22 protein-coding genes are annotated in these 16,839 nt (G+C 57.5%); 15 read left to right on the plus strand and 7 right to left on the minus strand.

Translation table 11 applies throughout. From position 1 onward, the window contains the following. Positions 1 to 14: 14 nt before the first annotated feature. The 5 genes from AC2FIO_RS07810 to AC2FIO_RS07830 all read left to right on the plus strand — a co-directional run bounded on the left by AC2FIO_RS07810 (position 15) and on the right by AC2FIO_RS07830 (position 4,298). Complete coding sequence (locus AC2FIO_RS07810) at positions 15 to 476, plus strand: peroxiredoxin (RefSeq protein ID WP_282120478.1); 462 nt, start codon at positions 15 to 17, stop codon at positions 474 to 476. 85 nt (positions 477 to 561) lie between these two features. Then, a complete protein-coding gene (locus AC2FIO_RS07815) occupies positions 562 to 1,377 on the plus strand; it encodes a ferritin-like domain-containing protein (RefSeq protein WP_496697091.1) in 816 nt (271 codons plus the stop codon). 178 nt (positions 1,378 to 1,555) lie between these two features. Next, positions 1,556 to 2,881 carry a DUF5930 domain-containing protein gene (locus tag AC2FIO_RS07820; RefSeq protein WP_496696758.1) on the plus strand — a complete coding sequence of 442 codons (1,326 nt, stop codon included), beginning with the start codon at positions 1,556 to 1,558 and terminating at the stop codon, positions 2,879 to 2,881. Further along, positions 2,871 to 3,371 (plus strand): bactofilin family protein, encoded by a 501-nt coding sequence (locus AC2FIO_RS07825; protein ID WP_058273990.1) that lies wholly within the window; start codon positions 2,871 to 2,873, stop codon positions 3,369 to 3,371. The genes AC2FIO_RS07820 and AC2FIO_RS07825 overlap by 11 nt, the downstream gene beginning before the upstream one ends. A gap of 117 nt (positions 3,372 to 3,488) precedes the next feature. After that, complete coding sequence (locus AC2FIO_RS07830; RefSeq protein WP_496697093.1) at positions 3,489 to 4,298, plus strand: M90 family metallopeptidase; 810 nt, start codon at positions 3,489 to 3,491, stop codon at positions 4,296 to 4,298. An 82-nt stretch (positions 4,299 to 4,380) separates the two neighbouring features. On the opposite strand, the gene AC2FIO_RS07835 is transcribed toward AC2FIO_RS07830, so the two are convergent. Then, on the minus strand, positions 4,381 to 5,235 hold the full coding sequence (locus AC2FIO_RS07835; protein ID WP_496696761.1) for a hypothetical protein: 855 nt from the start codon (positions 5,233 to 5,235) through the stop codon (positions 4,381 to 4,383). Between the two features lie 97 nt (positions 5,236 to 5,332). Between AC2FIO_RS07835 and aqpZ the strand changes: the two genes are divergently transcribed. Both aqpZ and AC2FIO_RS07845 read left to right on the plus strand, forming a co-directional pair. Next, a complete protein-coding gene (gene aqpZ, locus AC2FIO_RS07840) occupies positions 5,333 to 6,022 on the plus strand; it encodes an aquaporin Z (RefSeq protein ID WP_108860372.1) in 690 nt (229 codons plus the stop codon). An 85-nt stretch (positions 6,023 to 6,107) separates the two neighbouring features. Beyond that, positions 6,108 to 6,950 (plus strand): alpha/beta fold hydrolase, encoded by an 843-nt coding sequence (locus AC2FIO_RS07845; protein WP_496696763.1) that lies wholly within the window; start codon positions 6,108 to 6,110, stop codon positions 6,948 to 6,950. Between the two features lie 39 nt (positions 6,951 to 6,989). Here AC2FIO_RS07845 and AC2FIO_RS07850 read toward each other — a convergent pair whose 3' ends face one another. Then, complete coding sequence (locus AC2FIO_RS07850) at positions 6,990 to 7,538, minus strand: peptidylprolyl isomerase (protein ID WP_109311395.1); 549 nt, start codon at positions 7,536 to 7,538, stop codon at positions 6,990 to 6,992. Next, on the minus strand, positions 7,531 to 8,037 hold the full coding sequence (locus AC2FIO_RS07855) for a peptidylprolyl isomerase (protein WP_108860369.1): 507 nt from the start codon (positions 8,035 to 8,037) through the stop codon (positions 7,531 to 7,533). Before AC2FIO_RS07855 ends, AC2FIO_RS07850 begins: the two co-directional genes overlap by 8 nt. Before the next feature lie 136 nt (positions 8,038 to 8,173). On the opposite strand from AC2FIO_RS07855, the gene AC2FIO_RS07860 reads away from it, so the two are divergent. The 3 genes from AC2FIO_RS07860 to AC2FIO_RS07870 all read left to right on the plus strand — a co-directional run bounded on the left by AC2FIO_RS07860 (position 8,174) and on the right by AC2FIO_RS07870 (position 10,235). Next, positions 8,174 to 9,364 (plus strand): phosphoglycerate kinase, encoded by a 1,191-nt coding sequence (locus AC2FIO_RS07860; protein WP_496696766.1) that lies wholly within the window; start codon positions 8,174 to 8,176, stop codon positions 9,362 to 9,364. Positions 9,365 to 9,425: 61 nt separating this feature from the next. Beyond that, positions 9,426 to 9,770 (plus strand): lysozyme inhibitor LprI family protein, encoded by a 345-nt coding sequence (locus tag AC2FIO_RS07865; protein ID WP_058277516.1) that lies wholly within the window; start codon positions 9,426 to 9,428, stop codon positions 9,768 to 9,770. 165 nt (positions 9,771 to 9,935) lie between these two features. Beyond that, positions 9,936 to 10,235, plus strand: a complete 300-nt coding sequence (locus AC2FIO_RS07870; RefSeq protein ID WP_058273997.1) for an FtsB family cell division protein — start codon at positions 9,936 to 9,938, stop codon at positions 10,233 to 10,235. A 56-nt stretch (positions 10,236 to 10,291) separates the two neighbouring features. Here the strand turns inward: AC2FIO_RS07870 and AC2FIO_RS07875 are convergent, their stop codons facing one another. Both AC2FIO_RS07875 and AC2FIO_RS07880 read right to left on the minus strand, forming a co-directional pair. Beyond that, positions 10,292 to 10,498 carry a hypothetical protein gene (locus AC2FIO_RS07875; RefSeq protein ID WP_496696768.1) on the minus strand — a complete coding sequence of 69 codons (207 nt, stop codon included), beginning with the start codon at positions 10,496 to 10,498 and terminating at the stop codon, positions 10,292 to 10,294. A 27-nt stretch (positions 10,499 to 10,525) separates the two neighbouring features. Next, complete coding sequence (locus AC2FIO_RS07880) at positions 10,526 to 10,975, minus strand: hypothetical protein (RefSeq protein ID WP_496696770.1); 450 nt, start codon at positions 10,973 to 10,975, stop codon at positions 10,526 to 10,528. Positions 10,976 to 11,245: 270 nt separating this feature from the next. Between AC2FIO_RS07880 and pdhA the strand changes: the two genes are divergently transcribed. From pdhA to AC2FIO_RS07900, 4 genes are all read left to right on the plus strand, one after another. Further along, entirely contained in the window at positions 11,246 to 12,235 is a 990-nt protein-coding gene (gene pdhA, locus AC2FIO_RS07885) for a pyruvate dehydrogenase (acetyl-transferring) E1 component subunit alpha (RefSeq protein WP_496696772.1), read from the plus strand. A 15-nt stretch (positions 12,236 to 12,250) separates the two neighbouring features. Beyond that, positions 12,251 to 13,618 (plus strand): pyruvate dehydrogenase complex E1 component subunit beta, encoded by a 1,368-nt coding sequence (locus AC2FIO_RS07890; protein WP_282169358.1) that lies wholly within the window; start codon positions 12,251 to 12,253, stop codon positions 13,616 to 13,618. A 14-nt stretch (positions 13,619 to 13,632) separates the two neighbouring features. Next, on the plus strand, positions 13,633 to 14,937 hold the full coding sequence (locus tag AC2FIO_RS07895) for a pyruvate dehydrogenase complex dihydrolipoamide acetyltransferase (RefSeq protein WP_496696774.1): 1,305 nt from the start codon (positions 13,633 to 13,635) through the stop codon (positions 14,935 to 14,937). 148 nt (positions 14,938 to 15,085) lie between these two features. After that, on the plus strand, positions 15,086 to 15,322 hold the full coding sequence (locus tag AC2FIO_RS07900) for a hypothetical protein (protein ID WP_496696776.1): 237 nt from the start codon (positions 15,086 to 15,088) through the stop codon (positions 15,320 to 15,322). Positions 15,323 to 15,328: 6 nt separating this feature from the next. Here the strand turns inward: AC2FIO_RS07900 and cysE are convergent, their stop codons facing one another. Further along, positions 15,329 to 16,138, minus strand: a complete 810-nt coding sequence (gene cysE, locus AC2FIO_RS07905; RefSeq protein WP_058277511.1) for a serine O-acetyltransferase — start codon at positions 16,136 to 16,138, stop codon at positions 15,329 to 15,331. An 84-nt stretch (positions 16,139 to 16,222) separates the two neighbouring features. Between cysE and AC2FIO_RS07910 the strand changes: the two genes are divergently transcribed. Continuing rightward, the gene (locus AC2FIO_RS07910; protein WP_108860362.1) at positions 16,223 to 16,561 is read left to right on the plus strand and encodes a TraR/DksA family transcriptional regulator; all 339 of its coding nucleotides are present in this window, start codon (positions 16,223 to 16,225) and stop codon (positions 16,559 to 16,561) included. Here the strand turns inward: AC2FIO_RS07910 and AC2FIO_RS07915 are convergent. Continuing rightward, positions 16,542 to 16,838 (minus strand): DUF7742 family protein, encoded by a 297-nt coding sequence (locus AC2FIO_RS07915; protein WP_108860361.1) that lies wholly within the window; start codon positions 16,836 to 16,838, stop codon positions 16,542 to 16,544. The genes AC2FIO_RS07910 and AC2FIO_RS07915 overlap by 20 nt on opposite strands. Between the last annotated feature and the right edge of the window lies 1 nt (position 16,839).

The following is a 16,839-nucleotide window of genomic DNA, read 5'->3' on the forward strand; positions in this document are numbered from 1 at the left end:
TAGCGGAGTTTCCAATGCCCGACGTGACAGACATCGCCCCTGATTTCACATTACCCCGCGACGGCGGCGGCGAAGTGACCCTTTCGGACCTGCGCGGCGGTGCCGTCGTTCTGTTTTTCTATCCCCGCGATGATACGCCGGGCTGCACCAAGGAATCCATCGGTTTCTCGGAACAACTTCAGGCCTTTGCCGATGCGGGTGCTCAAGTTTTTGGCATCTCGCGGGACAGCGTCGCCAAGCACGACAAATTTGTCGCCAAGCACAGCCTGACGACCCCGCTGTTGTCGGACGAAGGGTCTTCGGTCTGCGAGGACTATGGCGTCTGGGTTGAAAAGAACATGTACGGCAAGAAATCCATGGGAATTCAGCGCGCGACCTTCCTGATCGACGGCGAAGGCAAGATCGCCAGGGTCTGGCGCAAGGTCAAAGTCCCCGGCCATGTGGACGAAGTGCTTGCGGCGGTGCGCAGCCTGTAATCCTCTCGACCACGGTCGTCATCCGGTTTAAGAGCCGTCCACCTCAATCAGCGGAGACAACGCGGTGTCCAAAACACTGACTCAGATGGCGACCGAAGTCCTGACAACAGCGGATGGTCGTGAAAAGACCACTCTGTCCAAGCGCCATGCCGCAGCCTGGTTCGCTTCGCGCAAGGGCGACGCGCCTGAGATTGAGGTGGGAACCGCAACTCCGCCGCTGAGCCCCGCCCGCCCGGAAAAGCCCGAGCTGCTGTCGCCGCGTGAGGTTCCAAAGCGCAAGCCCGGGACCGAGGCTGGGCGTATTGCCCTGCTTCACGCAGTTGCGCATATCGAGCTGAACGCCGTTGACCTGCATTGGGATATCATCGCGCGATTTGGCCACGTGCCGATGCCGATCGGGTTTTACGATGACTGGGTCAAATGTGCCGAGGAAGAATCGCGGCATTTTGAGATGGTCTGTGACTGTCTGGAAAGCATGGGCAGCCACTATGGCGCCCTACCCGCGCATGCTGGAATGTGGCGCGCGGCCGAAGACACTGCCGAAGACCTGATGGGACGGCTGGCGGTTGTCCCCATGGTGCTTGAGGCGCGCGGGTTGGACGTGACACCCGGCATGATCAACATATTCCGCAAGGCAAAGGCCGAACAGGCAATCGCCGCGCTCGAGGTCATCTATGCCGAAGAAGTGGGGCACGTGGCTTATGGATCAAAATGGTTCCATTTCCTGTGTGGGCGTGAAAACACGGATCCCAAGGATGTGTTTCACCAATTGGTGCGCCAGTATTTCCATGGCGTCCTGAAGCCCCCGTTTAACGAAGAAAAACGGGCCGAGGCCGGGCTGCCGCCGGATTTCTACTGGCCTCTGACGGAAGACTTGCCATTGCCGGGACAGACCCAATAACGGGCTCAAGTTGAAGGTATCGGCAATTTCTCGCCTAGAATCGGCGGCAAAAACCAGTAACGCAGGGTCGGTAAGTTAACAAACTTGCCCAAAACAAATTGCCGCTTTATGCACTTCGCCCAAGGGACGGCTATCACTCACGACCGATCCCGATCTTGGGGATGGAGAGGTGAGACGCGTGAGAACTCGTCTGGCAATTAAATTACATTCATTGTTTGAGCGGCATTTTCCCGAACGCCGTGTCTTTCTGAAATCAGACAATGATACGCGATTCATTCGGCTAAGCTCGGAAACGCAAGTTGTCGCCGTCGCTGGCGTTGCACTGTTCGTGGGTTGGACAGCCGTTGCGACCGCGATCCTTCTGATGGACAGCATCGGGTCGGGCAACTTCCGGGAACAGGCAAAACGCGATCAGGCGACCTATCAGGAACGTCTGAATATCATGTCCGCAGAACGGGACGTGCGCGCGCAAGAGGCTCTGGCAGCTCAGGACCGGTTCAACGCAGCGCTTGAGCAGATTTCGGCCATGCAGTCGGAACTGCTGGCGTCGGAAAACCGCCGCCGCGAGCTTGAGACCGGGATTGAGGTTATCCAGACCACGCTGCGCGCCACCATGAAACAGCGCGAAGAAGCTCGGACAGAGCTGGTCAAGCTTGAGCAGGAAGCGGGCGAAGGCGACATGTACATGGCCGCCGTTGCCAACCCCGAGCAGATGAACTTTATGACCGAGGCGCTGTCCCGCACCGCCGAGGAACGCGATCAGATTGCCGCCAATGCGAAGGACGCGCTGGAACAGCGTGACGATCTTGAGTTGGAAATCCGGCTGATGCAGGAACGCAGCGACGAGATCTTCCGCCAGTTGGAAGAGGCGATGGTGATCTCGGTCGAACCACTGGACAAGATGTTCCGTCAGGCCGGCATGCCCACCGACCGCATCATCGAAGAAGTTCGCCGCGGCTATAGCGGCATGGGCGGCCCCCTAACCCCTATCTCTTTTAGCACGCGCGGTGAGGAACTGACCCCCGACGAGATCCGCGCAAATACTCTGTTGCAACAGATGGATCAGTTGAACCTGTATCGAATTGCAGCAGAGAAAGCGCCGTTTGCAAGCCCCGTCAATTCCGTCGTGCGATTCACGAGCGGTTACGGGACGCGCCGCGACCCCAAGACAGGTGGTCGCCGCATGCATAACGGCGCCGATTTCGCCGGTGCCCATGGCACCGACATTTTTGCCACCGCCGACGGTGTGGTCACCCATGCCGGCTGGCAGTCCGGGTTTGGACGGCTGGTAAAAATCAAGCACGCGTTCGGAATTGAGACACTTTATGCCCATAACACGAAGATACGCGTGAAGGTTGGTCAAAGGGTCTCGCGCGGGGATCATATTGCTGATATGGGTAGCACCGGACGGTCGACCGGCACGCACCTGCACTATGAAGTTCGCGTGAACGGAAAACCTGTTAACCCAATGACTTACATCAAGGCTGCGAGAAATGTTTTCTAAGAGCAAAATCAACGAGCCCTCGTCCACTGCACCCGAGGCGGCAAAACCCGCTGCACCGGCGACACCGGCGGCCCCTGCACCGGCAGAAAACAAGGCCAGCACCGCGCCCAAGCCCAAGCCACCGGCATCGGTTCTGTCTTCGGACCTGCACATCACGGGCAACCTGAAGACCTCGGGCGATATCCAGGTCGAAGGCACTGTCGAAGGCGACATCCGTGCGCATCTGCTGACAATCGGTGAGACCGCCACCATCAAAGGCGAAGTCACTGCCGATGACGTCGTGATTAACGGCCGCATCGTGGGCCGTGTCCGTGGCTTGAAAGTTCGCCTGACCTCGTCCGCACGTGTCGAAGGCGACATCATCCACAAGACCATCGCGATCGAAAGCGGCGCGCATTTCGAAGGATCGGTTCAGCGTCAGGACGACCCCCTGAACCCGGGCCGCAGCGGCAAAGCGGGCGCGAACCCGGCAGCCGAGGTCAAGCAGTAACGCGGACCACTGTCCAAAGTTTCGAACGCCGCGGGGAAACCTGCGGCGTTTTTCATTTGACGGGGACGATTGAGTTTTCCGGTTCCAACCGCCCGGCGCCTCCTTATAGTGACCTTTATGTTGTTCTTTTTCACTGCCTTGGCGCTTATCGCCGGTTTCGTACTGTATCGCTACTGGTCCAAGTCCCGGGCGCGCCAACTGCTTTTGTCCACGCCCCTGACAGACCACCAACGCATCCTCATCGAACAGCAAGTGCCTCTGATCCGCCGCCTGCCCCTTGACCTGCGTGTCAAACTGGACGGCAAGGTGAATCTATTTCTTGATCAGGTTCGTTTCTTTGGTTGCGACGGGCTGGACGTAACCGAGGAGATGGAACTGGCCATCGCCGCGCAGGCCTGCTTGCTCATTGTGAACAGCGATCTTTGGTATCAAAACCTGACAACAATCCTGATCTACCCGAACGCTTTTAAGTCTCGGCAGCGCCGACAGGAAGGATACGTCGTCAGCGAGAAAGAAATCGTGCGCACCGGTGAAAGCTGGGACCGGGGACCGGTTATTCTCTCCTGGACCCACAGCAAACTTGGCGCGCTGAATGATCATGACGGGCAGAACGTCGTACTTCATGAGTTCGCCCACCAAATCGACGACCTGTCTGGGGGAACCAACGGTGTTCCGATCCTAAGCGACGGACAAAGCTTTGCCGAATGGGAACGCGTGTTCCTGACCGCATATGACTCCCATGTACGCGCTGTCGAAAGTGGACGGCACACGGTCATAGATCCCTATGGCGCGACCGGGCACGAGGAGTTTTTTGCCGTCTCTGTCGAGGTCTTTTTCGAACAGCCCCGCGCGTTGAAGGCGGCTGTACCCGAGGTATATGACCAGCTTTCCAAACTGTTCCGACTGGACCCGGTAAGCTGGGCTTAACTCGTGGAAGTTGGAACAAGCATTGATCTATTGATCCTGTGTGAGGCGCACTGCGACCGTTCTTAGGGATCAGCGCGTGTCTTTAACGCTCCGCCCAGCTTGACACTGAACGGAACCCATTTCCTTCCAACGCCTCGTTAGCAAGAATAAAGCGTTCCCGAACCCGGTTGATTTCATCATCTGAAAAAAGACCGTCCGCGTCCAGGTCCGACGCCGCGACTGCTGCCCAAAGCGGTTCAGTAAACTCTTCAAACGTAACGGCTGCGTCACCGTCAATGTCAAAGTCATCGAAGTAAGGGACGGGCTTCGGCCTGGCCGTTTCTTCAGCCCCCGTCCAGCCGCCTTTCGGATCGACGACGGGAATATTACCGTTTTCAGCCGCTCCCATCACACCCCGGATACGGGCCGTTTGCTCACCAAGTTTTTGCCAAAACCGCACGGTGGCCTCTTCAAAAGTCGCCCCTTGACCATACAGATGATAGGCCGGTCCCCAGGCATCTTTTGAGAAGAAAACTTCAAGTTCTGCCTGCGTGACCACACCGTCCCGGTCCAGATCGTATCGCGCTGGCTCTTTGGTAATGGAAAACGAATACTTGTTCGAAACGACCCGCAAATAGTCCACTGCGTCCGCCTGAGACAGCACGCCATCCGCGTTCGACATCAGAGCGAAATAATTCCCAGCAACCTGCTGCCGAACGTCGTCGGTTGTGATCTCGGCAGGAGAAAAGGTCATAATGCTGCGAAACGCTGCACCGAGATAGAAATCAGCGCCATTTGGAAGTTCCACTTGTTCGGCGCCTGCCGAATTGATGAAACCAAGATACAGAAATGCGGAGCGCAGAGCGCAATTTCTCAGACGCAATCGATTGGGCATCTTTATAAACCTACACATGCTAATATTGTGAGTGAGTATTTGTCCTTTCCCTTCCCAATACAACCCAAACAGGAATCCAGGTACAGGCTGCTTTCTTACAATTTCACAAAATGAACTTTTTGAATTAACCTTAAACCCATTGTTTTCTGGAGGACTTTTAATGTCATCAAAACTTATGGCTGAATTCTTTGGTACCTTCTGGCTCGTGCTTGGCGGCTGTGGTAGCGCCGTTCTGGCCGCTGGGGTCGCCGATGTAGGTATCGGGTGGCTTGGCGTTGCCTTTGCCTTTGGCCTCACCGTTCTGACGATGGCCTATGCCGTTGGGCATATCTCGGGCGGTCATTTCAACCCCGCAGTCAGTCTTGGGCTGATGATCGGGGGGCGGTTTCCGGCGAAGGACCTTATCCCCTATTGGATCGCTCAGGTTATCGGCGCGATTGCTGCAGCTGCGGTCTTGTATCTGATCGTCAGCGGCGCGCCCGGCTTTGAAGGCGTGGGTGGGTTTGCCTCGAACGGTTATGGTGAGGCATCACCCGAGGGCTATTCACTGATGTCCGCTCTGGTGATCGAGATCGTCATGACCGCGTTCTTCATCATCATCATCCTGGGGGCCACTTCCAGCGGCGCTCCTGCCGGGTTCGGCCCCATCGCCATCGGACTTGGATTGACATTGATCCACCTGATCTCGATCCCGGTGACCAACACATCCGTCAACCCGGCCCGGTCCACAGGGGTTGCTTTGTTCGCGGACGCGCCTGCCCTTGGGCAGCTCTGGCTATTCTGGGTCGCACCCCTGATCGGTGGCGCAATCGGCGCATTGATCTGGAAGGCGATGACAACAGACGACTAAAGGCCAAGCGGGGGATTATTTCCCCCGCTTTCCTCTTCCTAAGCTATCATCCCTGACGAGACGACGCGAAACCAGGGAGGTAGACATGCTTCGAACACTGATGGTCACTGCGATAACGTTGACCGCGACAGCGGGACTGGCACAGGATGCCTGGCTGACAATCCCCGAAACACCGGCCATGCCCGAGGCCGCGTCCAGTAGTACCGCCAGCGTGAATGGCATCGACATGTATTACGCCACCTATGGATCGGCAGAGGGCACACCCGTCCTGTTGATCCATGGCGGTCTTGCGCATGGCGATATCTGGGCAGCACAAGTGGCTGATCTGGCCAGCGACCACAGCGTGATTGTGGCAGATACCCGAGGGCATGGCCGGTCAACCAATGACGGCAGCACCTACAGCTATGAATTGCTGGCGCAGGACTATCTGGCGCTGCTGGATCATCTGAATGTCGAACAAGTGCATCTGGTTGGATGGTCGGATGGTGCCAACATTGGCTACACGATTTCGACCACTGCGCCTGACCGTCTTGCCAGCCATTTCGCCCATGCGGGCAATGTCACGCTGGATGGGATCGATCCTTCAGTAGAAACCAACGAAGTCTTCGGTTCTTACGTCGGAATGATGGCCGGGGACTATGCCGCCATGTCCCCCACCCCGGACGGGTTCGAAGCGTTCCTGGGCGGTGTCGCGGCCATGTGGGCCACAGAAAAGCCCGGCGGGCTTGAGGGGCTGAAATCGGTGACCGTGCCCACTCTGGTCGTGCAGAGCGAACATGACGAGGCCATCCTTACCGAACACTCGCAAGCGATTGCCGAGGCTATCCCTGATGCTGATCTTCTGATTTTGAAAGACGTTAGTCACTTTGCGTCGTTTCAAGACCCGGATGCATACACGCAAGCGATCAGAGGCTTCATCGACCAATGACGAAAAACCCGGCGCTGATGCCAGCGCCGGGTTCAAGGATTATTCGGTGACGGTGACTTTTTTCATCACGTCCGGCTGGCCGATAATGGCACCGTTCTGGCCTTCACCGCGTTTGATCGCGTCAACCACGTCCATGCCGTCAGTCACCTGACCAACAACCGTATACTGGCCGTTCAGGAACGGGCCCGGTTCGAACATGATAAAGAACTGTGAGTTGGCGCTGTTGGGGTCTTGCGCCCGCGCCATGCCAACCACGCCCCGGTCGAATTCAAAATCTGAAAACTCAGCCGGAAGGTCTGCACGGTCGGAACCGCCTGTGCCGGCGCGGCGCATGTCGCCACCCAAACGGCCATGTTCCACGTCGCCGGTCTGCGCCATGAAGCCGTCAATCACGCGGTGAAACACCACGCCATCGTACTTGCCTTCATTGGCCAGAGCAGCGATCTGCTCAACATGTTTCGGAGCAATATCATCGAACAGGTCGATGGTGACAGTGCCATTGGCCCCCTCACCTTCGATCTCGACCTCAAGACCCGTGGCCAGCGCAGGGCTGGCCAACAAGGCAAAAGCGGCGGCCAGCTTATACATCAGCCGCCACCTTGACGCTAATCATGCGATCAGGGCTCGCTGGTGGCTCGCCTCGTACGATGGCGTCCACATGCTCCATTCCGTCGATGACACGGCCATAAACAGTGTACTGGCCGTTCAGGAAATGGTTGTCGCCGAAGTTGATGAAGAACTGCGAGTTCGCCGAATCCGGGTTCTGTGAGCGGGCCGCACCCAAAGTGCCACGATCATGGGGCAGCTTCGAGAACTCGGCCGGAACGTTGGGCAGAGACGATCCGCCGGTGCCCGCCATGCGCAGGTTGAACCCGTCTTCCATGTCGCCATGTTGCACGTCGCCGGTTTGCGCCATGAACCCGTCGATCACACGGTGAAAGGCCACGTTGTCATATTCGCCATTGCGCGCCAGTTCCTTCATGCGGGCGCTGTGCTGCGGTGCCACGTCAGGCAGCAGCTCAATGACGACATTGCCGCCTTTGAGTTCGACGATGATTGTGTTTTCGGGATCCTTGATCTCGGCCATGAGGCCCTCCTGTCGTTTTATCTTGCGCAAATACCTATGCGCAGGGCGCGCGAATGCCAAGTGACGCATTGACCTGAGGGCAAAATGCAGGAAAAGAACCGCCTAAGTCACTTTCACATTTGTCGAGGATTGCGCGATGGGCTGGAAAACACTGGACGACATGGACCTGAACGGCAAACGCGTGCTGGCGCGCGTGGATATCAACGTGCCAGTGGTCGACGGGGTCGTGACCGACGCCACCCGTATTGAGCGCATCGTGCCGACCGTTAAGGACATCTTGGCCGCTGGCGGCAAGCCCATCCTGCTGGCGCATTTCGGACGCCCGGGCGGAGAGCGCCGGCAGAACCTGTCGCTGAAGCAGCTTGTTCCGACGCTGGAGACGGCCTTTGGCACCAAGGTTCGGTTTGGCGATGACTGCGTGGGGATCGAGGCGGAAACCGCTGCAGCAAACCTGGGCGCTGGCGAGGTGCTTTTACTGGAAAACACGCGCTTTCACGCTGCGGAAACAAAGAACAGTCCGGAACTGGCTGCCGGCATGGCAAAAATGGGCGACGTGTACTGCAACGATGCCTTTTCGGCGGCTCACCGCGCGCATAGCTCGACCGAGGCGCTTGCCCGTCTTCTGCCCGCCTGCGCGGGCCGCCTGATGCAGCAAGAGCTGAGCGCGTTGGAAGCCGCGTTAGGCGCGCCTAAACGCCCGGTCACTGCGGTGGTCGGCGGCGCCAAGGTTTCAACCAAGCTGGACCTGTTGGGCAACCTGATCGAAAAGGTGGATTACTTGATTATTGGCGGTGGCATGGCGAACACGTTCCTCGTCGCGCAAGGCGTAAACGTCGGCAAGTCGCTGGCAGAAACGGCGATGAAAGACACCGCCGCTGAGATTCTGACCAAGGCCGAGACAACCGGCTGTCAGATTGTCCTGCCCCGCGATGTCGTGGTCGCTGAAAAGTTCGAAGCCCACGCCTCCAATCAGGTTCTACCAGCGGATCAATGCCCCGAAGACAGCATGATCCTTGACGCTGGTCCGGAAACCGTTGCGGAAATCACTGCGATTTTCGACAAGAGCCAAACGCTTATCTGGAACGGCCCGCTGGGTGCATTCGAGATTGAACCATTCGATGCCGCCACCAACGCAGCGGCCCTGAAAGCGGCTGAGCTGACACGGTCCGGACAGCTTGTGTCGGTCGCAGGCGGTGGTGACACGGTCGCTGCGCTGAATGCGTCCGGTGCTGCCAAGGACTTTTCATACATCTCGACTGCAGGGGGTGCCTTCCTGGAATGGATGGAAGGCAAAACGCTGCCCGGTGTTGCGGCACTGGATCAGTAACCCCTATCTGTCTGGCAATCGGCATTCATGGTACTCTCTTCGTCAAACCGGGAGATGCACCATGAAAGCTGTTGCCGTCCTTGCCACCACCCTGCTGCCCGTCACGACATATGCGCAATCCCACTGCAACGGGCACACACAGCTCGATCTCAATTTTTGCGCCAAAGAGAAATGGGAAGTGGCAGATCAGGATCTGAACAGCCTTTGGTCAGAGATCAAACCCTTATCGGACACGCGTGGTGATGGCCAAGCCCTGCTGACCGAGCAACGCGCCTGGCTTAAACGTCGTGACGCGACCTGTGACCCCGAGCTGGAAAGCGACGGTAGCGCGGCCCCCATGTTCTATTGGGCCTGCATGGAAGAACAAACCCTGCAGCGCAATCAAGCGCTTGAAGCCTGGCGATAACCACTTTTCAACCCAGCCAAATTCATCGGGCGAACATGTTTTTTCTGCTGATCATGAAAAATTGCGAATCGAGGGATTCACAAGCCGAATCACCTGTGACATAGTGCAGACAGATGTCCGAAAAGGGCACGTTTTTGAGGCAGACTTCATACGGCGGTAAACAGAGTGTCCCGTTCCCATCGGCCCGGTTTGGGCGCAGTTGCATTTTTCATGGTGGCTTTCACGTTAGGTGTTTATTTCACCTTTGCCGCCGTGCAAGGCGACTATGGCCTGTTCCGACGGGTCGAGATTGCAGCGGAACGGGACGCCCTGTCGCGCGACCTTGCCAAACTTGATGCCGAGATCACGGAAATGGAAAACCTGACGCGCCGCCTGTCGGACAATTATCTGGATCTGGATCTTTTGGATCAGCAGGCGCGGTCCGTGCTGGGCATGATCCGCTCAGATGAGATCGTCATCCGCTGAACCGATTGAGCGATGGTTACTTGACCAAAGCACCTGACGGCCCGGGATGAAATGGCTCACGCGGAACTTGGCCTGACGCTTTCTTTAGTCGGAAATTCATACCCGAATTCGGATATCTCGGCGGCAAAGACATTCGCCACGATATCGACGTTCGCATTATCGAAATTCTCGCCGTAGAAAACACCGATGTCATATTCTTTTCGGATACCAGAGTTCCAACGCCGATCACCCAGCGAGACATCTGTGATCCCCCTCTCAGCCATCAGGGTGTTGAAATCTGATTGCAAACTCTAGTAGCGCAGAACGCGGTCGACCGCCAATTGCCCATTCTCAGAATACAGATGAAAGTCTGAAAAGAATCGCAGCTGCAAATTGCAGAACCGATGAAACGATTCCCCAACATCAACAATCTTGTACCCGCGCTGGTGCATCCAGAAATAAAAAGCAGAAACCGCCTTATCCCACGGGTTGCGTTCGACGCAGAAGCTGAAACATCCGTCGCAAAGGTCCCCGAGATAAGTTCGCGCCACTGCGATTCCGTTGTGGGGATTGCGCGCCCTTACGTGGCCTTCCGACCTTTCCCTAAGCAAACGCAACGAGCCGCGTACAATGAACTGCTTGCCCGCTCGCTGTTCTTCCTCCTCCTTGGTGAAGGGCGTCGCAAAATCGCCCTGTGCAAGGTGCTTACTAAGTGCAATTTCAATAGAAGTCCCAGCAGTCTTTTTTGTTTTGATAAACATAAGCTTATCTTGTCGCAGGATCATCATTCGGAAAGAACTCCACAGTTCGGGCGCGAGTATCTATAGCCCAACGTAACTTGTCAAAAAAGCGTAGCGCCAGTCAATCGGAGATAACATCCGGGAAATGGAACTGACGCAAAAATGGCCTGAGTTTTGAAGCCGGACGGCTCGCCCTACGCTGCGTCACATTTCTGCTCGCCAGAAAGCAGGAAATGCTTTATGAAATAGTTTAACGCTAAACTATCTTGCCGAGAGGGGGAGATCGCCAACATGGCTGCGCGAAAAACCACAAAGAAACCAAACGTTTCTGCGGAAGAACTTACCGACTATTACCGTGAAATGCTGCTGATCCGCCGATTCGAAGAAAAGGCCGGTCAGCTCTATGGCATGGGTCTGATTGGCGGTTTCTGCCACCTCTATATTGGCCAAGAGGCCGTTGTCGTCGGCCTTGAGGCTGCGACTGAAGAAGGTGACAAGCGGATTACCTCTTACCGCGACCACGGTCACATGCTGGCTTGCGGCATGGATCCGGGTGGTGTGATGGCCGAGCTGACCGGTCGCATTGGCGGTCTGTCCAAAGGCAAGGGCGGCTCGATGCACATGTTCTCGAAAGAGAAGCATTTCTATGGCGGCCACGGCATTGTTGGCGCGCAGGTTCCGCTGGGTGCGGGTCTGGCATTTGCCGACAAATACAAAGGCAACGGTCGCGTGACCTTTACCTATTTCGGTGACGGTGCAGCGAACCAGGGCCAGGTTTATGAGACATTCAACATGGCCGCCCTTTGGGACCTGCCGGTAGTGTTCGTGATCGAGAACAACCAATACGCCATGGGTACGGCGCAGGCGCGCTCGACCTCGACCAAGGATATCTACCACCGCGGCGAAGCGTTCGGCATCCCCGGTGAGATCGTCAACGGCATGGATGTACTTGCGGTCAAAGCCGCAGGGGAAAAAGCTGTCGCGCACTGCCGTGCGGGTAAAGGCCCCTATATCCTCGAGATCAAGACCTACCGCTACCGCGGCCACTCGATGTCCGACCCGGCCAAGTACCGCACCCGCGAAGAGGTTCAGAAGGTTCGTGAGCAAAGCGACCCGATCGAACATGTGCGCGAGCTGCTGCTGACCGGTAAACACGCGACCGAGGATGATTTGAAGGCGATCGACAAAGAGATCAAAGAGATCGTCAATCAAGCCGCCGAATTCTCGAAAGAAAGCCCCGAGCCTTCCGTCGAAGAGCTCTGGACCGACATTTACGCCTGAGAGGACGACTAAGACATGGCAACCGAAATTCTCATGCCCGCCCTTTCGCCCACAATGGAAGAGGGCACATTGGCCAAGTGGCTGATCAAGGAAGGCGACACCGTATCCAGCGGCGACATCATGGCCGAGATCGAAACCGACAAGGCGACAATGGAGTTCGAAGCCGTCGATGAAGGCATCGTCGGCAAGATCCTGATCGCCGAAGGCACCGAAGGGGTAAAAGTGAACACTCCTATCGCGGTGCTGGTTGAAGAAGGCGAAGACGCCTCCGCCATTCCCGCAGCTGCACCTGCGGCGGTGGCCGAGGCGGCCCCTGCGGCAGCAGAGACCGCTGCCCCTGCTGCAACTGCACCTGCCGCGCCTAAGGTGGATCTTTCCCCGGACTGGCCAGCAGATGCGCCGATGAAACAGCAGACCGTGCGTGAAGCTTTGCGCGATGCGATGGCCGAAGAAATGCGTGGTGACGAGGACGTCTACCTGATGGGCGAAGAAGTCGCCGAGTATCAGGGCGCCTACAAAATCAGCCAGGGCATGCTGGACGAGTTCGGCAGCAAGCGCGTGATCGACACCCCGATTACCGAACACGGGTTTGCCGGCATCGCCGTCGGATCCGCCATGGCCGGACTGAAACCGATTGTCGAGTTCATGACCTTCAACTTCGCCATGCAGGCGATTGACCAGATCATCAACTCGGCGGCCAAGACGCTCTACATGTCCGGTGGTCAGATGGGTTGTCCTATCGTGTTCCGTGGCCCCAACGGTGCCGCTGCTCGCGTCGGTGCGCAGCACAGCCAGGATTACGCAGCGTGGTATATGCAAATACCGGGCCTGAAAGTGGTGATGCCCTATTCCGCAGCCGATGCAAAAGGTCTGTTGAAGTCGGCGATCCGCGATCCGAACCCGGTTGTGTTCTTAGAAAACGAAATCCTTTACGGTCGTTCTTTCGACATGCCGCAGGTGGACGATCTGACCGTCCCGCTGGGCAAGGCGCGTATCTGGCGCGAAGGCACGGATGTAACCATCGTCAGCTTTGGCATCGGCATGCAATATGCGCTTGAGGCCGCCGACAAGCTGGCCGAGGACGGTATCAGTGCCGAGGTGATCGACCTGCGCACTATCCGGCCAATGGACACAGGCGCGATTATCAACTCTGTGATGAAGACCAACCGTCTGGTGACCGTCGAAGAAGGCTGGCCGCAAGGCTCGGTTGGCGGCTATATCTCATCCGTGGTGATGCAGGAAGCGTTCGATTACCTTGACGCGCCGGTCATCAACTGCACCGGCAAGGATGTTCCGATGCCTTATGCCGCAAATCTGGAAAAACTGGCCCTGATCACAACCGAAGAAGTGATCGCCGCCGTCAAACAAGTGACCTACCGGTAAGGAGCGACAGACAGATGCCCACGGAAATTCTGATGCCCGCCCTGTCACCGACCATGGAGGAAGGCACCCTTGCCAAATGGCTGGTCAAGGAAGGCGACACCGTCTCGTCCGGCGACCTGCTGGCCGAGATTGAAACCGACAAAGCCACGATGGAATTCGAGGCCGTCGACGAAGGCACAATCGGCAAGATTCTGATCCCCGAAGGCACCGAAGGGGTCAAAGTAAACACCGCGATCGCAGTCCTGCTGGAAGAGGGCGAGAGCGCCGATGACATCGCGGCCACGCCAGCTGCAACACCCGCGGCTGCACCCGCAGCCGCCGCGGGCAACGAGGCTGCCGCGCCAGCGGCGTCCGAGGCGCCCGCCCCTGCCCCGGCTGCTCCGGCCAAGGCGGATGGCGGTCGCATCTTTGCGTCACCGCTGGCCCGTCGCATTGCAGCCCAAAAAGGTTTGGACCTTGCGCAAATCACCGGCTCTGGCCCGCATGGGCGGATTGTGAAGGCCGATGTCGAAGGCGCCACGGCAACTGCCGCTGCTCCAGCTCTGGCTGCTGCGCCAGCACCTGCCCCGGCTGCTGCCGCGCCTGCTGGTCCATCTGCGGATGCCGTTGCCCGGATGTACGAGGGCCGCGCGTACGAAGAGATCAAGCTGGATGGGATGCGCAAGACCATTGCTGCCCGCCTGTCCGAAGCCAAGCAGACGATCCCGCATTTCTACCTGCGCCGCGATATCAAGCTGGACGCGTTGCTCAAGTTCCGCAGCCAGCTGAACAAGCAGCTGGAAGGCCGTGGCGTAAAGTTGAGCGTCAACGACTTCATCATTAAGGCCGTCGCCAACGCGCTGCAACAGGTTCCCGCCTGCAACGCTGTCTGGGCCGGTGACCGGGTTCTGCAATTGAAACCCTCGGACGTAGCGGTCGCGGTTGCGATCGAAGGCGGTCTGTTCACACCGGTCCTGCAGGACGCCGACACTAAGTCGCTGTCCGCGCTCTCGGCTGAGATGAAGGACCTTGCCGGTCGCGCGCGTGAGCGCAAGCTGGCCCCGCATGAATATCAGGGGGGCACCTTCGCGGTCTCGAACCTCGGCATGTTCGGCATCGACAATTTCGATGCCATCGTGAACCCGCCGCATGCGGGCATCTTGGCAGTGGGAACAGGGCTGAAAAAACCGGTTGTCGGCGATGACGGTGAACTGACAGTAGCTACTGTTATGTCGGTGACAATGTCTGTCGATCACCGGGTCATTGACGGTGCGCTTGGTGCCCAGTTGCTGCAAGCTATTGTGGACAACCTGGAAAACCCGATGGTCATGCTGGCCTAAGGAAAAATTAGGGTCGCGCCGATACCAGACCGGCGCGACCCAACCAGATCACAACCGTCATGTGAGCGCTTGTGATCACCGCGCGTGTTGCACCGACACCTACCGTCAACCACCTTGTCTGAATGAAAATCACGGACACAGGTGCCCTATGACTTCCACCTATTCGGTAAACTTCTTGCTGGTTGCAGCCCTTGTGTTTGGTATGCCGACGGTTGCGGCGGCGAAGCCCAATACCTATCCGGGTGAACATTCCGCCTTTAGTTCTGATCCAGCCGAAACGGCCAAACGAGAAGCTGAACGCGCGAAAAGGAAAGAAGAACGAAAAAAGCGGCGTGAAGAACAGCGACGCAAGCGGTCGATCAAAAAGAACGACCGCTTGAACTGACTTGAATTACTGGTCTTTGCCCAGCATGTGATCCATCGAGATTGAGGGTTGATCGCACCCGGCCTCTCCGACGATCTTGGCCGGTATTCCGGCCACGGTTTTGCAAGCAGGCACTTCCTGCAGCACGACCGAGCCTGCAGCGATACGGCTGCAATGGCCAACTACGATATTGCCCAGAACCTTAGCACCCGCCCCAATCAGCACGCCATCGCCAATCGTGGGATGGCGCTGTTCTTCTTCCTTACCGGTCCCGCCAAGGGTCACCGAATGCAACATAGAGACGTTGTCGCCAACGATCGCCGTTTCACCAATCACGATCGAATGCGCGTGGTCGATCATGATACCTTTCCCGATCTTTGCCGCGGGGTGGATATCAATCCCGAAAATCTCGGACGAGCGCATCTGAAAGAAGTACGCCAGATCATAACGCCCCTTGCGCCACAACCAGTGCCCCACGCGATAGGCTTGCATCGCCTGATACCCTTTGAAGTAAAGGATTGGTTGCAACAGGCGGTGGCAGGCCGGGTCGCGTTCGTAGACGGCCATCAAATCCGCGCGCGCAGCTTCGAGCAGTGCGGGGTCGTCGGCGTAGGCTTCGTCCACGATCTCGCGCAGCACCATCATCGACATTTCGTTCGAGCACAGCTTGGCCGCAATCCGGTAGGACAGCGCCCGTTCCAGGCTACGGTGGTGCAAGATACAGGCGTGAACCAGCCCACCCATCAAAGGCTCAATCTCAACTGCCGACTGAGCTTCGGCGGTGATGCGATCCCAAACAGGGTCGACAGGGGTCACGTGGCTGCGCGTTTCGAACATGGCTTTTCATCCTTTGCTGCGCCTAGAATGCCATTTAGTTGTAAAATCACCAAACGCAAACCCGTGATCTGCAGGGCAACGAAAATGAATGAAACCCAGTTGGAGGATTTCGAAGCCCGTATCCGCGCGCGATTGGACGAATTGGCCGCGCATTCTGCGCTTGGAACCGAGGCACAGGCAGTTGTTGAACTGGACCAACAGGCAGTCGGGCGGCTCAGCCGGATGGACGCCCTGCAAAATCAGGCCATGGCCAAGGCTCAGCAAGCGAATCGTGATATCGAAACACGCCGGTTGTCAGTGGCCCTGACCCGGATCAAAGATGGAGAATTCGGGTATTGCGAGGATTGCGGCGAAGAGATTCCGGTTGGTCGTCTGAACCTTGATCCAGCGGCCAGCAAGTGCGTCAGCTGCGCATCCGGGTAACGCGGAATTGAACCAGGCATCGCAGAACCATCTCAAAACACTGGCAATATTGCAAATCGTCAAAGCTTGGCTCGTTGGCCAATGGCCGGGTTCGGGCCACTGTCATCAATGAGCCATTACCAAACAGCGGGTGTAGCCGGCCTGTATGGCCGACATAGATGTCGGCCAGTTCAGCTTCGTTGATCATTCTAGTGCACAGGCGTTCCCGGTCGGAAGGCGGCGCGTTTAGCAACACCCGCGCCGCGGCACTTACATCGCCGTGCAAAACAGGACGCATA

The sequence above is a fragment of the Ruegeria sp. CDSB086 genome (assembly GCF_059611065.1).